General features: G+C 57.1%; 17 protein-coding genes and 1 other annotated feature. Of the genes, 10 read left to right on the forward strand and 7 right to left on the reverse strand.

Annotated features, from left to right (window positions below):
- Positions 1–44 precede the first annotated feature (44 nt).
- Positions 45–1,382, forward strand: coding sequence for an MFS transporter (locus AC2FAK_RS20465; protein WP_170942763.1), 1,338 nt, complete (start codon positions 45–47; stop codon positions 1,380–1,382).
- A gap of 50 nt (positions 1,383–1,432) precedes the next feature.
- On the forward strand, positions 1,433–2,662 hold the full coding sequence (locus AC2FAK_RS20470; RefSeq protein WP_095455660.1) for a YidR family protein: 1,230 nt from the start codon (positions 1,433–1,435) through the stop codon (positions 2,660–2,662).
- Here AC2FAK_RS20470 and AC2FAK_RS20475 read toward each other — a convergent pair.
- Complete coding sequence (locus tag AC2FAK_RS20475; RefSeq protein WP_020685435.1) at positions 2,659–2,991, reverse strand: YceK/YidQ family lipoprotein; 333 nt, start codon at positions 2,989–2,991, stop codon at positions 2,659–2,661. The genes AC2FAK_RS20470 and AC2FAK_RS20475 overlap by 4 nt on opposite strands.
- 248 nt (positions 2,992–3,239) lie before the next feature.
- Positions 3,240–3,312: a sequence feature (ROSE (Repression Of Heat Shock gene Expression) occurs in the 5'-region of heat shock genes and acts as an RNA thermometer to modulate expression.), on the forward strand.
- Here AC2FAK_RS20475 and ibpA point away from each other — a divergent pair.
- From ibpA to AC2FAK_RS20490, 3 genes are all read left to right on the forward strand, one after another.
- Positions 3,306–3,716 carry a small heat shock chaperone IbpA gene (ibpA, locus tag AC2FAK_RS20480; protein ID WP_006177605.1) on the forward strand — a complete coding sequence of 137 codons (411 nt, stop codon included), beginning with the start codon at positions 3,306–3,308 and terminating at the stop codon, positions 3,714–3,716. (Overlaps the previous feature by 7 nt.)
- A 136-nt stretch (positions 3,717–3,852) precedes the next feature.
- Positions 3,853–4,281, forward strand: coding sequence for a small heat shock chaperone IbpB (ibpB, locus tag AC2FAK_RS20485; protein WP_013094790.1), 429 nt, complete (start codon positions 3,853–3,855; stop codon positions 4,279–4,281).
- A gap of 165 nt (positions 4,282–4,446) precedes the next feature.
- On the forward strand, positions 4,447–6,108 hold the full coding sequence (locus AC2FAK_RS20490; RefSeq protein ID WP_013094791.1) for a putative transporter: 1,662 nt from the start codon (positions 4,447–4,449) through the stop codon (positions 6,106–6,108).
- On the opposite strand, the gene AC2FAK_RS20495 is transcribed toward AC2FAK_RS20490, so the two are convergent.
- Positions 6,076–6,822 (reverse strand): GntR family transcriptional regulator, encoded by a 747-nt coding sequence (locus AC2FAK_RS20495; protein ID WP_013094792.1) that lies wholly within the window; start codon positions 6,820–6,822, stop codon positions 6,076–6,078. The genes AC2FAK_RS20490 and AC2FAK_RS20495 overlap by 33 nt on opposite strands.
- Positions 6,823–7,044: 222 nt before the next feature.
- Here AC2FAK_RS20495 and AC2FAK_RS20500 point away from each other — a divergent pair, with 222 nt between their 5' ends.
- The 4 genes from AC2FAK_RS20500 (at position 7,045) to AC2FAK_RS20515 (ending at position 10,763) form a co-directional block, all read left to right on the forward strand.
- A complete protein-coding gene (locus tag AC2FAK_RS20500) occupies positions 7,045–8,667 on the forward strand; it encodes an alpha-glucoside-specific PTS transporter subunit IIBC (RefSeq protein ID WP_013094793.1) in 1,623 nt (540 codons plus the stop codon).
- Complete coding sequence (locus AC2FAK_RS20505; protein ID WP_013094794.1) at positions 8,664–9,986, forward strand: 6-phospho-alpha-glucosidase; 1,323 nt, start codon at positions 8,664–8,666, stop codon at positions 9,984–9,986. The genes AC2FAK_RS20500 and AC2FAK_RS20505 overlap by 4 nt, the downstream gene beginning before the upstream one ends.
- 92 nt (positions 9,987–10,078) lie before the next feature.
- Positions 10,079–10,426: a YidH family protein gene (locus AC2FAK_RS20510; RefSeq protein WP_013094795.1), complete on the forward strand. Its 348-nt coding sequence runs from the start codon at positions 10,079–10,081 to the stop codon at positions 10,424–10,426.
- On the forward strand, positions 10,416–10,763 hold the full coding sequence (locus AC2FAK_RS20515) for a DUF202 domain-containing protein (protein ID WP_013094796.1): 348 nt from the start codon (positions 10,416–10,418) through the stop codon (positions 10,761–10,763). The genes AC2FAK_RS20510 and AC2FAK_RS20515 overlap by 11 nt, the downstream gene beginning before the upstream one ends.
- Before the next feature lie 32 nt (positions 10,764–10,795).
- Here the strand turns inward: AC2FAK_RS20515 and dsdA are convergent, their stop codons facing one another.
- Positions 10,796–12,082, reverse strand: a complete 1,287-nt coding sequence (gene dsdA, locus AC2FAK_RS20520) for a D-serine ammonia-lyase (protein ID WP_095455661.1) — start codon at positions 12,080–12,082, stop codon at positions 10,796–10,798.
- A gap of 95 nt (positions 12,083–12,177) precedes the next feature.
- Between dsdA and AC2FAK_RS20525 the strand changes: the two genes are divergently transcribed.
- Positions 12,178–13,266, forward strand: a complete 1,089-nt coding sequence (locus tag AC2FAK_RS20525) for a glycoside hydrolase family 5 protein (RefSeq protein WP_095455662.1) — start codon at positions 12,178–12,180, stop codon at positions 13,264–13,266.
- Here the strand turns inward: AC2FAK_RS20525 and emrD are convergent.
- From emrD to tisB, 4 genes are all read right to left on the reverse strand, one after another.
- The gene (emrD, locus tag AC2FAK_RS20530; protein WP_032618354.1) at positions 13,169–14,353 is read right to left on the reverse strand and encodes a multidrug efflux MFS transporter EmrD; all 1,185 of its coding nucleotides are present in this window, start codon (positions 14,351–14,353) and stop codon (positions 13,169–13,171) included. The two genes, AC2FAK_RS20525 and emrD, sit on opposite strands and share 98 nt — an antisense overlap.
- Positions 14,354–14,528: 175 nt before the next feature.
- Positions 14,529–15,362, reverse strand: coding sequence for an EamA family transporter (locus AC2FAK_RS20535; RefSeq protein ID WP_029881854.1), 834 nt, complete (start codon positions 15,360–15,362; stop codon positions 14,529–14,531).
- 62 nt (positions 15,363–15,424) lie between these two features.
- Positions 15,425–15,871, reverse strand: coding sequence for a GNAT family N-acetyltransferase (locus AC2FAK_RS20540; protein ID WP_013094803.1), 447 nt, complete (start codon positions 15,869–15,871; stop codon positions 15,425–15,427).
- Between the two features lie 64 nt (positions 15,872–15,935).
- Positions 15,936–16,025 carry a type I toxin-antitoxin system toxin TisB gene (tisB, locus tag AC2FAK_RS20545; protein ID WP_020684667.1) on the reverse strand — a complete coding sequence of 30 codons (90 nt, stop codon included), beginning with the start codon at positions 16,023–16,025 and terminating at the stop codon, positions 15,936–15,938.
- Positions 16,026–16,365 lie beyond the last annotated feature (340 nt).

The raw sequence follows: 16,365 nt of genomic DNA on the forward strand, positions 1-16,365 counted from the left end.
AAAACGTACATAGAAAAAATATAACCCTCTGTAAATTACAGGGCATGGTGAGCGGCTTCGCTATGCCCAAAATCTGGAGACAGATTGCGATGGATATTCCAGTTACTGCTACAAAGACCGGGCGTCGCCGCTACCTGACGCTAATCATGATCTTTATTACCGTGGTCATTTGCTATGTTGACCGCGCCAACCTTGCCGTGGCCTCGGCCCATATTCAGGAAGAGTTTGGGATCACCAAGGCGGAAATGGGCTACGTCTTCTCGGCGTTTGCCTGGCTCTATACGCTCTGCCAGATCCCGGGCGGCTGGTTCCTCGACCGCGTGGGGTCGCGTCTGACCTACTTCATCGCCATTTTAGGCTGGTCTGTGGCGACCCTGTTCCAGGGCTTCGCGACCGGGCTGATGTCGCTGATTGGCCTGCGTGCTATCACTGGCGTTTTCGAGGCACCCGCGTTCCCCACCAACAACCGTATGGTCACCAGCTGGTTCCCGGAGCATGAACGTGCCTCTGCGGTGGGCTTTTACACCTCCGGGCAGTTTGTCGGCCTGGCGTTCCTGACCCCGCTGTTAATCTGGATCCAGGAGCTGCTAAGCTGGCACTGGGTGTTTATCGTCACCGGTGGGATCGGCATTATCTGGTCCCTGATCTGGTTCAAGGTCTATCAACCGCCACGTCTGACAAAAAATATCAGCAAAGCGGAGCTGGACTACATCCGCGACGGTGGCGGCCTGGTAGACGGCGATGCGCCAGTGAAAAAAGAGGCGCGTCAGCCGCTGACCCGCGCGGACTGGAAGCTGGTCTTCCATCGTAAGCTGGTGGGGGTTTATCTCGGTCAGTTTGCGGTTACGTCGACGTTGTGGTTCTTCCTGACCTGGTTCCCGAATTACCTCACCCAGGAAAAGGGGATTACCGCGCTGAAGGCGGGCTTTATGACCACCGTGCCGTTCCTTGCCGCATTCTTTGGCGTGCTGCTCTCGGGCTGGCTGGCGGATAAGCTGGTCAAAAAAGGCGTCTCATTAGGTGTTGCGCGTAAAACGCCGATTATCTGCGGGCTGCTGATCTCAACCTGTATCATGGGCGCCAACTACACCAACGATCCGGTGTGGATTATGACCCTGATGGCGCTCGCGTTCTTCGGCAACGGTTTTGCCTCTATCACCTGGTCGCTGGTGTCGTCTCTGGCGCCGATGCGTCTGATTGGCCTGACCGGTGGTGTGTTCAACTTCGTCGGTGGACTCGGCGGGATCACTGTGCCGCTGGTCATCGGCTACCTGGCGCAGGACTACGGCTTTGGCCCGGCTCTGGTCTACATCTCTGCCGTGGCGTTGATTGGCGCGCTCTCCTACATCCTGCTGGTCGGCGACGTGAAACGAGTAGGCTAATCCCTTCGGATGTTTTACCCTGATGCGATAACTGCGCATCAGGGTATCCCATGAAACAAATCACCTTTGCTTCCCGCAACCACCAGCTAACCAATACCAATACCTGGACACCGGACAGCCAGTGGCTGGTCTACGATGTGCGCCCGTCCGGGGCATCGTTCACCGGCGAAACCATAGAGCGGGTAAACGTCAGTACGGGCGAGGTTGAGGTGATTTATCGTGCCACGCACGGCGCGCATGTTGGGGTGGTGACCGTTCATCCTGCACAAGACAAATACGTCTTTATCCACGGCCCGAAAAACCCGGATGCAGACTGGCAATACGATTTTCACCATCGCCAGGGCGTGATTGTCCATAACGGCCAGGCGAGCAACCTCGATGCCATGGATATCACCGCGCCCTATACCGCAGGCGCACTCCGTGGCGGCAGCCATGTACACGTCTTTAGCCCGAACGGGCAGTTCGTCAGCTTCACCTATAACGACCATGTGTTGCATGAGCGCGATCCAAAGCTCGATTTACGTAACGTTGGCGTCGCCGCACCCTTTGGCCCGGTCACCCCGCAGGGCAACCATCCTCATGAATATCCGGGCACCTTCTGGAGCGTGCTGGTAAGCCGTACGACGCCGAACCCACAGCCGGGCAGCGATGAGATCAACCGCGCCTATGAAGAGGGCTGGGTGGGCAACGGCAGGCTGGCGTTTATTGGCGATACCCTGTCTGTGAAAGGCGAAAAAGTGCCTGAACTGTTTATTGTCGATCTGCCCAAAGACGAGCAGGGCTGGAAACAGGCAGGCGATGCGCCATTGCAGGGCACGCCAGAGACGATGCCAGCACCGCCTGCTGGCGTGCTGCAGCGCCGTCTGACTTTCACCCATCAAAAGGCGTATCCGGGGCTGGTGAACGTGCCGCGCCACTGGGTGCGCAGCAACCCGCAGGGTACGCAGATTGCTTTTCTGATGCGTGATGATAACGGCATTGTCCAGCTGTGGCTGGTCTCACCGGAGGGGGGCGAGCCGCGTCAGTTAACGCATACCGAAAGCGGTATCCAGTCGGCATTCAACTGGCATCCTTCGGGCGACAGTCTGGGATTTGTGCTGGAAAATCGTATCGCCTGCTGCGATGCGCAGACCGGAGAGGTCACGTTTTTGACGTCCGATCACGGCAATCCGCCGTCTGCTGATGCGGTCGTCTTTTCCCCGAACGGGCGCGCTATTGCATGGATGGAGGAGAAAGAGGGTTTCCGCCAGCTGTGGCTAACGGAAACCGCACAGGATTAGCGTCGCGGCATCTCGGCGGGCGGGATAACGGCGTTGGTTGCCAGATTTTGCTGCTCGCTTTTCTCAACGCGCGAGCGTACGGAACTGTCCGTGCGGAACATATCCCAGGGCAGCAAAAGCGTATCGGCCACTGCCGTGAACGGCATATCGAGGATCACCAGGGATTTGGTGCCCCAGTTCGTGTCATCATCGGAGATCATCGCCGCGCTGGCGCGCGTCCCCGGATATGTTCCTTCTTTACCGCCGGTGTGAGACATCACGCTCGAACACCCGCAAAGTAAAACCACCCCGCTGAACATCGTCAGCTTAATCAGAACATTTTTCATCATCACTCAGTCATCGTTAATGGCACTGCATAGACCTGCAACTCTGGGTTATAGCGAGCCTTGTTGAAAATGAATAGCCCAATAACCCCGCACTGTGGCAGCCATCGCAATTTAACCCTTTGTGCTGTTGTCCCAGTCTAAGCGAGAAGCACAAAAGTGCAAAAAAAAGTGCGAACGTCGCGGTTGAAAACACCGGTTCCAGACCCATTTTAAGAATGTAACCCGATAACGAACACGCCTGATGGGTGTTCGGGGGCGCAATGGCCTGTCCATGGTGGAAGGCTAAAATTTCTCGCTGATTTCAGGAGCTTTTATTTATGCGTAACTTCGATCTTTCCCCGCTATACCGTTCTGCAATTGGTTTTGACCGCCTGTTTAATCATTTAGAAAATAACCAAAGCCAGAGCAACGGCTACCCTCCATACAATGTTGAGCTGGTTGATGAAAACCACTACCGCATTGCCATTGCTGTCGCCGGTTTTGCAGAGAGCGAACTGGAGATCACCGCGCAGGACAACCTGCTGGTGGTGAAAGGTTCACATACGGCCGAGCAGAAAGAACGTACCTACCTTTACCAGGGCATTGCCGAGCGCAACTTTGAACGCAAGTTCCAGTTAGCGGAGAACATTCATGTTAAAGGCGCGAACCTGGTCAACGGTCTGCTGTTTATCGAGCTGGAACGTGTGATTCCGGAAGAGAAAAAACCGCGCCGTATCGAAATTAATTAATGCCGCGGGTCGCGTCAGCGGCCCACTCAGAATTGCTTGCCGAACCGGGAGCATATGCGAATCCACAAGGATTTGCAGGAACAACTGTGCACAAAAATAAACTGTGCCGAACTCGCTTCTCAGAAGGAGATTTAGTATGCGTAACTACGATTTATCCCCCCTGCTGCGTCAGTGGATTGGTTTTGACAAACTGGCTAACGCCCTGCAAAGCACCACTGAGCACCAGACGTTTCCGCCGTACAACATCGAAAAAAGCGACGATAACCACTATCGCATCACGCTGGCGCTGGCCGGGTTCCGCCAGGACGATCTGGATATCCAGCTCGAAGGCACGCGTCTGACCGTGAAAGGGTCGCCGGAAAAACAAGAAACCGAGACCAAATGGCTGCATCAGGGGCTGGTGACTCAGCCGTTTAGCCTGAGCTTTACCCTGGCAGATCATATGGAAGTCTCCGGCGCGACCTTTACCAACGGGTTGCTGCATATTGACCTGGTCCGTAACGTGCCGGAAGCCATCGCGCCACAGCGTATCGCCATTAGCGAGCGGCCGGCGCTGAATAGTTAATGCTGTGCGGGCTGGTGCCCTCACCCCCAGCCCTCTCCCACAGGGAGAGGGTGAAAAGTTAAAGCCCTGCCCCGGCAGGGCTTTTTTGTGCGCCATCACCCATACAACGCCCTTCACCTCTGAGAGAATCCTTAGCATAACTAAGGTTATGCAAGGAAGTGGATCATGAGTGATATCGCGTTAACCGTCAGCGTGTTGGCCCTGGTCGCTGTTGTTGGACTATGGATTGGCAACATAAAAATCCGTGGCGTCGGGTTTGGGATCGGTGGGGTGCTGTTTGGCGGCATTTTTGTCGGACACTTTGCTGACAAACTCGGGCTGGTTCTCAGCGCCGATATGCTCCACTTTACGCAGGAGTTCGGCCTGATCCTCTTCGTCTATACCATAGGCATTCAGGTCGGGCCGGGCTTTTTCGCCTCATTGCGGGTTTCCGGATTACGCCTCAATCTGTTTGCCCTCGGCATCGTCGTAATGGGCGGGCTGGTCACCGCTATCCTGCATAAACTCTTCGCAATTCCGCTGCCCGTGGTGCTGGGCATTTTCTCCGGGGCCGTGACTAACACGCCCGCGCTGGGTGCGGGCCAGCAAATCCTGCGCGATTTAGGTATCGAACCCGGCATTGTCGACCAGATGGGGATGAGCTATGCGATGGCTTATCCGTTCGGGATTTGCGGCATTCTGCTCTCCATGTGGCTGGTTCGGGTGCTCTTTCGCATTAACGTCGACAAAGAGGCGAAGGACCACGAAACCACGCTTACCAACGGCCATATGCCGATCAAAACCATCAACATCCGCGTCGATAACCCCAATCTGAACAACATGGCGATTCAGGACGTGCCGATCCTGAACAGCGCCAATATTATCTGCTCGCGCCTGAAACGTGACGAAATGCTGATGGTGCCCGCGCCTGGCACCATTATCCGGCAAGGCGATCTGCTGCACCTTGTCGGGCAGCCCGGGGATTTAAACAACGCGCGGCTGGTGATTGGTCAGGAAGTGGATACCTCGCTCTCTACCCGCGGCACCGACATGCGCGTGGAGCGTGTGGTGGTAACTAACGAGCACGTTCTGGGCAAGAAAATACGCGATTTGCAGGTAAAAGAACGTTACGACGTGGTTATCTCTCGTCTCAATCGCGCCGGTGTTGAACTGGTCGCCAGCCCGGAAGCCAGCCTGCAGTTCGGCGATATTCTTAACCTGGTCGGGCGTCCGTCGTCCATTGACGCCGTGGCGGATATGGTCGGTAACGCTCAGCAAAAACTGCAGCAGGTCCAAATGCTGCCGGTGTTTATCGGTATCGGGCTGGGCGTGCTGCTTGGCTCCATTCCGCTGTATATACCGGGGTTCCCGGTGGCCCTCAAGCTGGGTCTGGCGGGCGGGCCGCTGATTATGGCGCTGATCCTCGGGCGAATCGGCTGTGTCGGTAAGCTCTACTGGTTTATGCCGCCGAGCGCCAACCTGGCGCTGCGCGAGCTGGGCATTGTGCTGTTTCTGGCGGTCGTCGGGCTAAAATCCGGTGGCGATTTTGTCGATACCCTGGTCAGGGGGGAAGGGATGAGTTGGGTCGGCTATGGCATCTTCATCACCGCGATCCCGCTGCTGACGGTCGGCATACTGGCGCGAATGTTCGCTAAAATGAACTATCTGACGCTGTGCGGCATGCTGGCGGGGTCAATGACGGATCCACCGGCGCTGGCCTTTGCCAATAGCCTGCACGCCACCAGCGGCGCGGCGGCGCTGTCGTACGCTACGGTCTATCCGCTGGTCATGTTCCTGCGCATCATCACCCCGCAGCTACTGGCGGTGCTGTTCTGGGGGATGAGTTAGCAGGTCGTCCGGGTGGATGCGCCGCAGATGGTAGTCCACCTGGTAATCACTGGTATTTCGGAACATCACGGAATAGTTAAGGAACTCGCCGCTGTCGCTGTAGGAGAGAGAGGTAATGCGCAGCAGCGGCGTTTGCTCCGGCAGGTTCATGTAACCAGCGAGTTGTTTATCGGCCAGTACCGGCGTCAGGCTCTCGTAATTGCCGCTGATTGTAATTCCGCACTCCTTCTCGATGTAATCAAATTTTGACCCTTCCAGATGCGCCAGCGAGAGGTTGCGAAACAGCTTCACGGGCATAAAGCTGTCCTCCAGCATCAGCGGTTTTCCGTCCACGTAGCGCACCCGGCGGGAAAAGTAGATCCGCTCATCCACCTGGATCCGCAGCTGGCTGGCGATGGCGGGCGGGGCGGGCATCACTTCAAACTGCAACACCTTGCTCTGTACCTCTTTGCCCTGCTGACGCAGTACCTCCACCAGCCCGGTGAGGTTGGTGGTTTCATGGTGCACATCTTTGCGTGCTACAAACGTCCCGCTGCCGTGCCGCCGCTCAACCAGCCCCCAGCTCACCAGCAGATCCAGCGCCTTGCGAATGGTCATGCGCGCCACGCCAAACTCCTGCGCCAGCGCTTTCTCACCCGGAATGGGGCTGCCGATGTTGTAGTCCGATGAATTCAGCCGTAGCCGTAATCGGTCGGCAATGGATTTGTAGATCACCAGTAGACCTCTCTGCCCGTATCAGGGCGTGGATTGCATCCTGACATGTCCATATTTACAGCGAAAAGTAGACCTGATTGGTCAAAATAAAACCATGAATGCGATCACGAATCGCAGCGGCACGCCATGTTCGCGCATCAGTAACTTCTTATGCTCACCTCAGGCCAGCACAAAACCATAAAGGCCTCTCTCCCCTACAGGTTGTTACGTGAGGATTTAAAGATGCTCAGTCAAATACAACGTTTTGGTGGTGCCATGTTTACCCCGGTGTTGCTGTTTCCCTTTGCCGGGATCGTGGTGGGAATCGCCATCATGCTTCGCAATCCGCTTTTCGTGGGCGAAGCCTTAACGGCTCCTGATAATCTGTTCGCGCAGATCGTGCACATCATTGAAGAGGGCGGCTGGGCGGTATTCCGCAATATGCCGCTGATTTTTGCCGTTGGCTTACCGATTGGTCTGGCGAAACAGGCGCAGGGCCGCGCCTGTCTGGCGGTGCTGATCAGCTTCCTGACCTGGAACTACTTCATCAACGCGATGGGGATGACCTGGGGCCACTTCTTTGGCGTCGACTTTTCCGCCGAACCGACGGCGGGAAGCGGGCTGGCGATGATTGCCGGGATCAAAACCCTTGATACCAGCATTATTGGGGCGATTGCGATTTCCGGTATTGTCACTGCGATCCATAACCGCTTTTTCGAGAAACCACTGCCGGTTTTCCTGGGCATTTTCCAGGGCACCTCGTTTGTGGTGATTATCGCGTTTTTCGTCATGATCCCCTGCGCCTGGCTGACGCTGCTGGGCTGGCCGAAAGTGCAGATGGGCATTGAGTCCCTGCAGGCGTTCTTACGCTCCGCCGGTGCGCTCGGCGTCTGGGTGTATACCTTCCTGGAACGCATTCTGATCCCAACCGGGCTGCACCACTTCGTCTACGGTCCGTTTATCTTTGGCCCGGCCGCCGTTGAGGGCGGGATTCAGGTCTACTGGGCGCAGCATCTTCAGGCGTTCAGCCAGAGCACGCTGCCGCTGAAAACCCTGTTCCCGGAAGGTGGTTTCGCGCTGCACGGTAACGCTAAGGTGTTTGGATCGGTCGGGATTGCGCTGGCGATCTGGTACACCGCCTCACCAGAAAACCGCGTCAAGGTCGCGGGCCTGCTGATCCCGGCCACGCTTACCGCCGTGCTGGTGGGGATTACCGAACCGCTGGAGTTTACTTTCCTGTTTATCTCGCCGCTGCTGTTTGCCATTCACGCCGTACTGGCGGCCACCATGGCGACGGTGATGTACACCTTTGGCGTGGTGGGCAACATGGGCGGTGGCCTGCTGGACCAGTTCCTGCCGCAAAACTGGATCCCCATGTTCCATAACCACGCTTCAACGGTATTCACCCAGATCGGCATCGGCGTCTGCTTTACCGGCCTTTACTTCGTGGTCTTCAAAACGCTGATTGAGCGTCTGAACCTCAAAACCCCGGGTCGTGAAGAGAGTGAAATCAAACTCTACAGCAAGGCCGACTATAAGGCGGCACGCGGACAAACCACCGCCCCGGCTGCCGCCAGCCAGCAGGTCGGCCAAGCCGCCGGATTCCTGCAGGCGCTGGGCGGCGCGGCCAACATCGAAAGCATCAACAACTGCGCCACCCGCTTGCGTATCGCGCTGGTCGACATGGCGCAAACCCAAAGCGATGAGGTGTTCAAAGCCCTCGGCGCACACGGCGTAGTGCGACGCGGCAACGGCATACAGGTGATCGTTGGCCTGCACGTTCCGCAGGTGCGAGACCAGCTGGAATCGCTGATGAAAACCCCTTTAACGAATGAACAAACCACCCTGACAGAGGCTATATCATGAAAAAATTCTCAGTTGTCATTGCAGGCGGCGGCAGCACCTTTACGCCTGGTATCGTCCTGATGCTGTTAGCCAACCGTGACCGTTTCCCGCTGCGTGCCCTGAAGTTTTATGACAACGATGGCGCACGTCAGGAAACCATCGCCGAGGCGTGCAAAATTATCCTTAAGGAACAGGCACCGGAGATTGAGTTTAGTTACACCACCGATCCAAAAGCGGCGTTTACCGATGTGGATTTCGTGATGGCGCACATCCGCGTGGGCAAATACCCGATGCGCGAAAAAGACGAGAAAATTCCGCTGCGTCACGGTGTGCTGGGTCAGGAAACCTGCGGCCCGGGTGGGATCTCTTACGGCATGCGCTCCATCGGCGGCGTACTGGAACTGGTGGATTATATGGAGCAGTACTCCCCGAACGCGTGGATGCTGAACTACTCCAACCCGGCGGCGATTGTGGCGGAAGCGACGCGCCGCCTGCGTCCGCATGCCAAAATTCTCAACATCTGCGATATGCCAATCGGTATTGAAGGGCGCATGGCGCAGATTGTCGGCCTGAAAGACCGCAAACAGATGCGCGTGCGTTACTACGGCCTGAACCACTTCGGCTGGTGGACATCGATTGAAGATCTGAACGGTAACGATCTGATGCCGAAACTGCGCGAATACGTGGCGAAACACGGCTATGTTCCGCCTTCGGAAGATGCGCATACCGAAGCGAGCTGGAACGATACCTTCGCCAAAGCCAAAGACGTGCAGGCGCTCGATCCAGATACCATGCCAAACACCTATCTGAAGTATTACCTGTTCCCGGACTACGTGGTCGCGCACGCCAACCCGGAGCGGACCCGCGCCAATGAAGTTATGGATCACCGTGAGAAGCATGTGTTCAGTTCGTGCCGGGCGATTATAGAAGCCGGAAAATCCTCTGCCGGGGAGCTGGAGATTGACGAACATGCCTCGTACATCGTCGATCTGGCGACGGCGATTGCCTTTAATACCCAGGAGCGGATGCTGCTGATTGTGCCAAACAACGGGGCCATTCATAACTTTGATGCCGACGCGATGGTGGAAATTCCGTGTCTGGTGGGCCATAACGGGCCGGAGCCTCTCACCGTGGGCGATATCCCGCACTTCCAGAAAGGGCTGATGAGTCAGCAGGTGGCGGTGGAAAAACTGGTGGTGGATGCCTGGGAGCAACGCTCGTACCAGAAACTCTGGCAGGCAATCACCCTGTCAAAAACCGTACCGAGCGCGTCGGTCGCGAAAGCGATTCTGGATGACCTGATCGAGGCCAATAAGGATTACTGGCCAGAGCTGCATTAATCCTCCTGACCGGCATCGCCTGATGCCGGTCTCCTTGTCCTGGCCGATTTACGCTATGCTGAAGCCTGCCTGCAGCATGACAAGGAGCCTTCATGAAAATTTCCCGCCTCGGTGAAGCCCCGGACTACCGCTTCTCGCTGGCCAATGAACGTACATATCTGGCGTGGATCCGTACCGCGCTGGGCTTTCTGGCCGCCGGCGTCGGTCTTGATCAGCTCGCGCCCGATTTCGCCACGCCGTTGATTCGTGAAGTGCTGGCGCTGCTGCTGTGCCTGTTTGCGGGCGTACTGGCGATTTACGGCTATCTGCGCTGGCTGCGTAACGAAAAGGCGATGCGCCTGAAGCAGGATCTGCCCTATACGCGTGGGTTACTGATCATCAGTGCGATTTTGCTGACAGTGGCGGGCGTGGTGATGGTGCTGGTGGTGTATGGCGGATAGTCGCAAAGCGCGGCGCGAAGCGGACCCCGGCCTGCAGCCGGAGCGGACGTCGCTGGCGTGGCTGCGCACGCTGCTGGGGTATGGCGCGCTGATTGCCTTGGCGATTAAGCACAACTGGCACCGCACGGGGCTACCCTTCTGGATCTCACTGGTTGTGCTGGCGCTGGTGGCCATCATTTTATGGCGCTATACCCGCAGCCGTAACGTGATGGACGTGGCGCAGGACGATTTTGTGCAGCCGAAGGCGGTGCGGGATAAGTTCCTCATCGCCCTGGCCGTGCTGTCGCTATCACTGCTGTTTGCGGTAACTCACATTCAACAAATTGTGCACCTGTAGGCCGGGTAAGGCGCAGCCGCCACCCGGCATAATTACTTCCCTTTCGCCAGATACTTCGCCATCTCGTCTTCCGGCACCATGCCGCCGCCGGTCGCCCACACCAGATGGGTGACGTTGGCATCAGCCTGAACACGCAGCGGCCCGGCCATGCCCGCCAGCGCCGATGGCTCCAGACGAATCCCTTCCTCCTGCGCCAGCCAGCCGAGCATGTCGTACATGCTTTGATCGGAAAGGGTATAGAACCCGTCGAGCAGACGTTCCATCGCGCGGCCGACGAAGCCCGATGCGCGTCCGACCGCCAGCCCGTCCGCTGCCGTCACGTTGTCGATACCCAGATCCTGCACGGCAATCTCATCGTGCAGGCCGGTATAAACCCCCAGCAGCATGCACGGGGAGTGCGTGGGCTCGGCAAAGAAGCAGTGAACGTTGTCGCCAAACGCCAGCTTCAGACCAAACGCCACACCGCCAGGACCCCCGCCAACGCCGCACGGCAGATAGACATACAGCGGGTGCTCTGCATCCACCACACGGCCCTGTTCGGCAAACTGCGCCTTCAGGCGCTCGCCGGCAACGGCATAGCCCAGGAACAGGGTGCGGGAGTTTTCATCGTCGATAAAGAAGCAGTTCGGGTCGTTTTCCGCCGCTTTTCGCCCTTGTTCCACCGCCACGCCATAATCCTGCTCATATTCCACGACGGTAACGCCATGGCTGCGCAGTTTGGCTTTCTTCCACTCGCGGGCGTCGGCGGACATATGTACCGTCACCTTAAAGCCGATGCGTGCGCTCATGATGCCGATGGACATTCCCAGGTTGCCGGTTGAACCCACCGCAATGCTGTACTGGCTAAAGAAGTCTTTAAAGCGCGGTTCCAGCAGGATGCTGTAGTCATCATCAGTGCTCAGCAATCCCGCTTCCAGCGCCAGTTTTTCCGCGTGGGTCAGCACCTCGTAGATGCCGCCACGCGCTTTAATCGAGCCGGAGATGGGCAGATGACTGTCTTTTTTCAGCAGCAGCGTTCCGGGAAGAGCCTTGCCAGATTCTCTCTCCAGCCGTTTTTTCATGGCCGGAATAGCAACCAGCTCAGATTCGATAATCCCGCCCGTTGCCGCGGTTTCCGGGAAGGCTTTCGCCAGATATGGCGCGAAGCGGTTGAGGCGCGCATGCGCGTCGTCCACGTCGGCTTTGGTCAGCCCGACATAGGGCAGCCCTTCTGCAAGCGAAGTGGTTCGCGGGTTAAGCCACGTGGTCTCTTTCAGAGCCATCAGATCCTCAACCAGAGGAAACTGTGCGATGAGCGTATTGATGACCGTTGCGTTCATAATTTTTCTCAGAAATTAGTTCACCCTGACTCTACACCAAATGTGATAAAGCGTGCTAAATACAGGTAATGCTTTTGATTTATCCAGGGTAAGCCGTGTTAAAGCCTCTTATTGCGACCGCGATACTTCTCTCTTCCGGCTGGGCGATAGCCGCCGAGCCGCCGCTGACGGCTGCGCTTTATGCACAAAAGCTGGGTGTGGGTATGGACGTGGACTGGGCACGCACCGAGCGCGGGATACGGGAATTCGACCCGCTGGTGGTACGCGACTTTCGCGCGAAAGGCATCAGCCATGTGCGTATTCGTGTGGCCGATGAGCCGACCGAAGCACGGCTGATCCACCTGCGTAAGCTGGTGGAAGCCTGCGAGCAGTACGGCGTGATCCCGATTATCGCGTATCAGGCGGACAGCTATAAAAACGATCCGAAAGCCGATAACGAAAAAGAGGTTACCGACTGGTGGATTGCCGTGGCGCACTATTTCGGCAAACGTTCGCCGCTGCTGGGCTTTGACCTGATTTATGAGCCTGCGGACAAGCTCAACCACAACGCAGCCTCGCTCAACCGGGTGTATGAAAAAACCATCAAGGTCATCCACAGCATTGATGCGGATCGGATGATCTTCATCGCTCCCCGCCTGCGTGCGGCCCCCGAAGATCTCCCCAGCCTCAAGCTGCCTGCGCACAGCCAAAACTTCCTGCTGGCGGAGTGGCATATCTTTCCGTGGGGGCCGCTGAAAAATAACGGCAAATACCCGTGGACCTCCGGTACGGCGGCGGAGAAAGCGGCGATTCACAATCGCATCGCGACGGCGCTGCGCTGGCAACAAAAAACCGGACACGTCAGCTGGGTCGGGGGCTGGGGCGTGGGGGAGTCAAACCGCTTTACACCCACCGCGTCGCAAATGGCCTTTGCCACGTTTATGGCCTGTGAGCTGCAAAAGGCGAAAATACCCTACGCGATTAACGCCGATTTCCAGTTTTATGACGGAGAGGAGGGGGCCTGGCGGCCAGCGCCAGAGCCGCTGCTGGAGGCGATGATTGCCCCGGCGTGTGAAAAGCCCGGCGAGAAGCCGGGCCATCATGCGGTTAAACAGGCTGCTCGTGGTGGGGAACACGCGACGCCAGCGGCAGCCAGCACAGCAAAATCAGTAGCCCCATCAGCGTCATCAGTAAACCCAAACTAGCCTGCCCGGTTTGCGGCATCATGGCGGAGAGCCAGGCCAGCGCGCCGGAACCGATGTTTTGCAAACCGCCCACCAGTGCACCCGCCGTACCCGCGAGGAACGGGAACGGCTCCATGGCGCCGCTGGTGGCAAGCGGGAACAGCATCCCCGCGCCGAAGAAGAACAGTGCCGCCGGGATGAGCAGCGTCCAGACAGTCATCACGCCAAACAGACCCGGGATCCACATCATCAGGCCAGCCAGCAGGCAGCTGATTACGGACTGCCACATCAGCGTCGAGAAACGTTTGTTCTGACGTCCGGCGAACCATGCGCCAAAAAACGCCGCCGGGATCGGCAGAATAAACAGAATACTCACCACCATGCTGCTCAGGCCAAGCCCCGCTCCCAGCAGCACGCCGGAGCAGGCTTCGAACACCGCAATGCCCGCCAGACCGCCGATCAGCATCAGCAGGTAACAGGTAAAAGCCCCGTTGCCGAACAGCGTTTTGTAGCTGGCGAGAAGCTTCGTGCGCGGTGCGTCCTGGGGACGGGTTTCCGGCATCCAGCGCGCCATGCTGAAGGTGACAATCACGCACAGCACCAGCAGGAAGGCATAGCAGGCGCGCCATGACCACATTGTGTCCAGCAGGCCGCCAATCAGTGGTGCCAGCAGCGGGCTGACCAGAATACCCATATTCAACAGGCTGTTGGCATGGCGGAGTTGCGTGCCCTGATACATATCGCGCGGTAAGGTACGCGCCATCACCCCACCGACGCCCGTGCCTACCCCCTGCAGCGCGCTGGCGGCAATCAGTACGGTCAGGCTATGGGTGGTAATAGCAACCACCGTCGCGACCATGAAAATGCACATGCCGGTCAGAATGACCGGACGGCGGCCAATGCGGTCGGATAATGGCCCGTAGAACAGCTGCGAAACGCCATAGGTCAGCAGGTAGGCGGCCATCACGCTTTGTACCGCGCCCTCGCGGACGTTGAGTTCCTTTGCCATGTCGGCAATCGCCGGAATGTAGATGGTTTGCGCCATCTGACCGACGGCCACCAGTAACACCAGCATCAACAATAAGTTAACGTTCCTTTGTTTTTTCATGTCGCTGAATACTTTTGCCAAAAGAGAAAAATGAAGAATAAGTGACTACGCATTCCCATAAATGCGCGAGGAATCTACCACAATGAGATGACAAATTAAGCATTGTCATGATGAATGAAGAAGAGGATTAAGGCAGGTTTTGTAAACAAGAACGGCAACTAATGTTGCCAGTGAATTACGCCAGACGCAGCAGGATCGCACCGGCTGCAATACCCAACGCGGCAGCGATACGCAGACCGGCAACCTTTTCTTTTAAAAGCACAAATGCGATCAGCGCACCGAAGAGTATGGAGGTTTCACGTAGCGCAGCGACAACCGCCAGCGGAGCCTGTGTCATCGCCCATAAGGCCAGGCCATACGAGCCCATGGTTCCAACCCCGCCGAGCAACCCCTTTTTCCAGTGCAAACGCAGGTAGCTGGAAGCTTCGCGGCGACGCGCCACCATTGCCCAGCACAGCAGGCAGAAGCCGTTCATAAAGAAGGTCCACAGCGTATAGCCCAGCGCGGTATCCGATAAACGTACGCCCGTTCCGTCCACCAGCGTATAGCCGGCGATAAAGCAGGCGTTCAGCAGTGCCAGCCAGATCCCTTTGCGGGACTGCAGTCGGCCATTTATCGCCATCGCGAGGATCGACAGGCAGATCACTCCGATGCCCGCCCAGGCGAGCCAGGAGAGGCTATCCCCGAGCACCAGCACGCTGATCAGCGCCACCAGCAGTGGGGCTGTTCCGCGCATCAGCGGATAGGTCTGGCTCATGTCTGAGACCTGATACGTCTTCGCCACCAGTACCGTGTACACCACCTGCAGCGCGCAAGAGACCACTAAAAATGGCCAGCTGGCTACGGAGGGTTGAGGAGAAAATGGCAATAAAACCAGTGCAATGAGCGTGGCGGAGCCGCTAACGCTGATCGCCGAGTAAAGCTTATCCGTTCCGGCTTTGACGATGGCGTTCCAGCTGGCATGCAGCAGTGCGGCGAACAGCAAAATACAGAAAACGGAGAGGGTCATGGCGTCTTTGGCGGTGAATTGTCACTCAACTGTAACATTCACGACCTGATGTCGCCAGCCAGCTACACCGCGCAAAAGAGACGATGGGTAACCCGTGGCTCGTCTGACACCAGCCTGAAGCCTGCCCGACGGTAGAAGCCGCAGGCCGTATCGGGTGCATGGGTATTGAGGAAATCAAACCAGATGCTGGCATCGGCCATCACCACCGTTAACAGCTGTTTACCAATGCCCAGACCGCGGCACTTCTCGCTGACATAAAGATGGCGAATACGTCCGGCACGCGGCTGCTGGCTGAACGGATCGCGGTTAAGGCCGCAGACGCCCACCAGCTTGCCGTTTAAAAAGGCACCCAGCAGCTTTTCACCCGGCGCGTTAAAGCGGTTTTCACCGCGCTGCCAGTTCTCTTCCAGCCTGCGCAGCATATTGAAATTCGCCGCGATGCTTTCGGCTTTCAGCGCGATATACCCGGGCTCTTCCGGCGTGATGGGTTCAATTAACAGACGCGACATAGCATTCCCTCGTTATTAAAGAGGGGCGGTTGCCCGCCCCTCTCAGGTGCGACTTGAACCTGAATCACCGAAGGTATTTCAGGACAGCATCAAGCAGTTGCAGAACAGCAACAATGAGTTTGAGGATAAGTATCACCATATCCACTACGCTCATACGCGTCTCCTTTTGGTAAAAAGGAGCACGATGCTGGCGTACCTTTCCGCCGCCTGTTGCCAGCACCTCGATTGACGTAACACAGTGTGCTCACTTCAGAGGGTTAAGGCACTGACGGCACCACCCGTTTCAGCCAGGACTTCGTTGCGCCGGTAGAACTGCGGCCCCCTCGCTCACTGCGAACATCCTCAGTATAGATAAATACTGTATGCATGAACAGTATTTTGTGGACAAAATTCGAAACCCATTCCATACTCAAAAACGTCAAAATCCGTGCCGGAATTGCGCGTTCGTCTTCGATCGCATATACTTCGTGCGTTGACGTAACACAGTGTGTTCT

This window comes from Enterobacter cloacae complex sp. 394F7 (assembly GCF_057320385.1).

Bases quoted from the DNA above. Each gene is read 5' to 3' on its own strand.
- AC2FAK_RS20465 (WP_170942763.1), top strand. From the start codon at position 45: ATGGTGAGCGGCTTCGCTATGCCCAAAATCTGGAGACAGATTGCGATG.
- AC2FAK_RS20470 (WP_095455660.1), top strand. From the start codon at position 1,433: ATGAAACAAATCACCTTTGCTTCCCGCAACCACCAGCTAACCAATACC.
- AC2FAK_RS20475 (WP_020685435.1), bottom strand. From the start codon at position 2,991: ATGATGAAAAATGTTCTGATTAAGCTGACGATGTTCAGCGGGGTGGTT.
- ibpA (WP_006177605.1), top strand. From the start codon at position 3,306: ATGCGTAACTTCGATCTTTCCCCGCTATACCGTTCTGCAATTGGTTTT.
- ibpB (WP_013094790.1), top strand. From the start codon at position 3,853: ATGCGTAACTACGATTTATCCCCCCTGCTGCGTCAGTGGATTGGTTTT.
- AC2FAK_RS20490 (WP_013094791.1), top strand. From the start codon at position 4,447: ATGAGTGATATCGCGTTAACCGTCAGCGTGTTGGCCCTGGTCGCTGTT.
- AC2FAK_RS20500 (WP_013094793.1), top strand. From the start codon at position 7,045: ATGCTCAGTCAAATACAACGTTTTGGTGGTGCCATGTTTACCCCGGTG.
- AC2FAK_RS20505 (WP_013094794.1), top strand. From the start codon at position 8,664: ATGAAAAAATTCTCAGTTGTCATTGCAGGCGGCGGCAGCACCTTTACG.
- AC2FAK_RS20510 (WP_013094795.1), top strand. From the start codon at position 10,079: ATGAAAATTTCCCGCCTCGGTGAAGCCCCGGACTACCGCTTCTCGCTG.
- AC2FAK_RS20515 (WP_013094796.1), top strand. From the start codon at position 10,416: ATGGCGGATAGTCGCAAAGCGCGGCGCGAAGCGGACCCCGGCCTGCAG.
- dsdA (WP_095455661.1), bottom strand. From the start codon at position 12,082: ATGAACGCAACGGTCATCAATACGCTCATCGCACAGTTTCCTCTGGTT.
- emrD (WP_032618354.1), bottom strand. From the start codon at position 14,353: ATGAAAAAACAAAGGAACGTTAACTTATTGTTGATGCTGGTGTTACTG.
- AC2FAK_RS20535 (WP_029881854.1), bottom strand. From the start codon at position 15,362: ATGACCCTCTCCGTTTTCTGTATTTTGCTGTTCGCCGCACTGCTGCAT.
- AC2FAK_RS20540 (WP_013094803.1), bottom strand. From the start codon at position 15,871: ATGTCGCGTCTGTTAATTGAACCCATCACGCCGGAAGAGCCCGGGTAT.
- tisB (WP_020684667.1), bottom strand. From the start codon at position 16,025: ATGAGCGTAGTGGATATGGTGATACTTATCCTCAAACTCATTGTTGCT.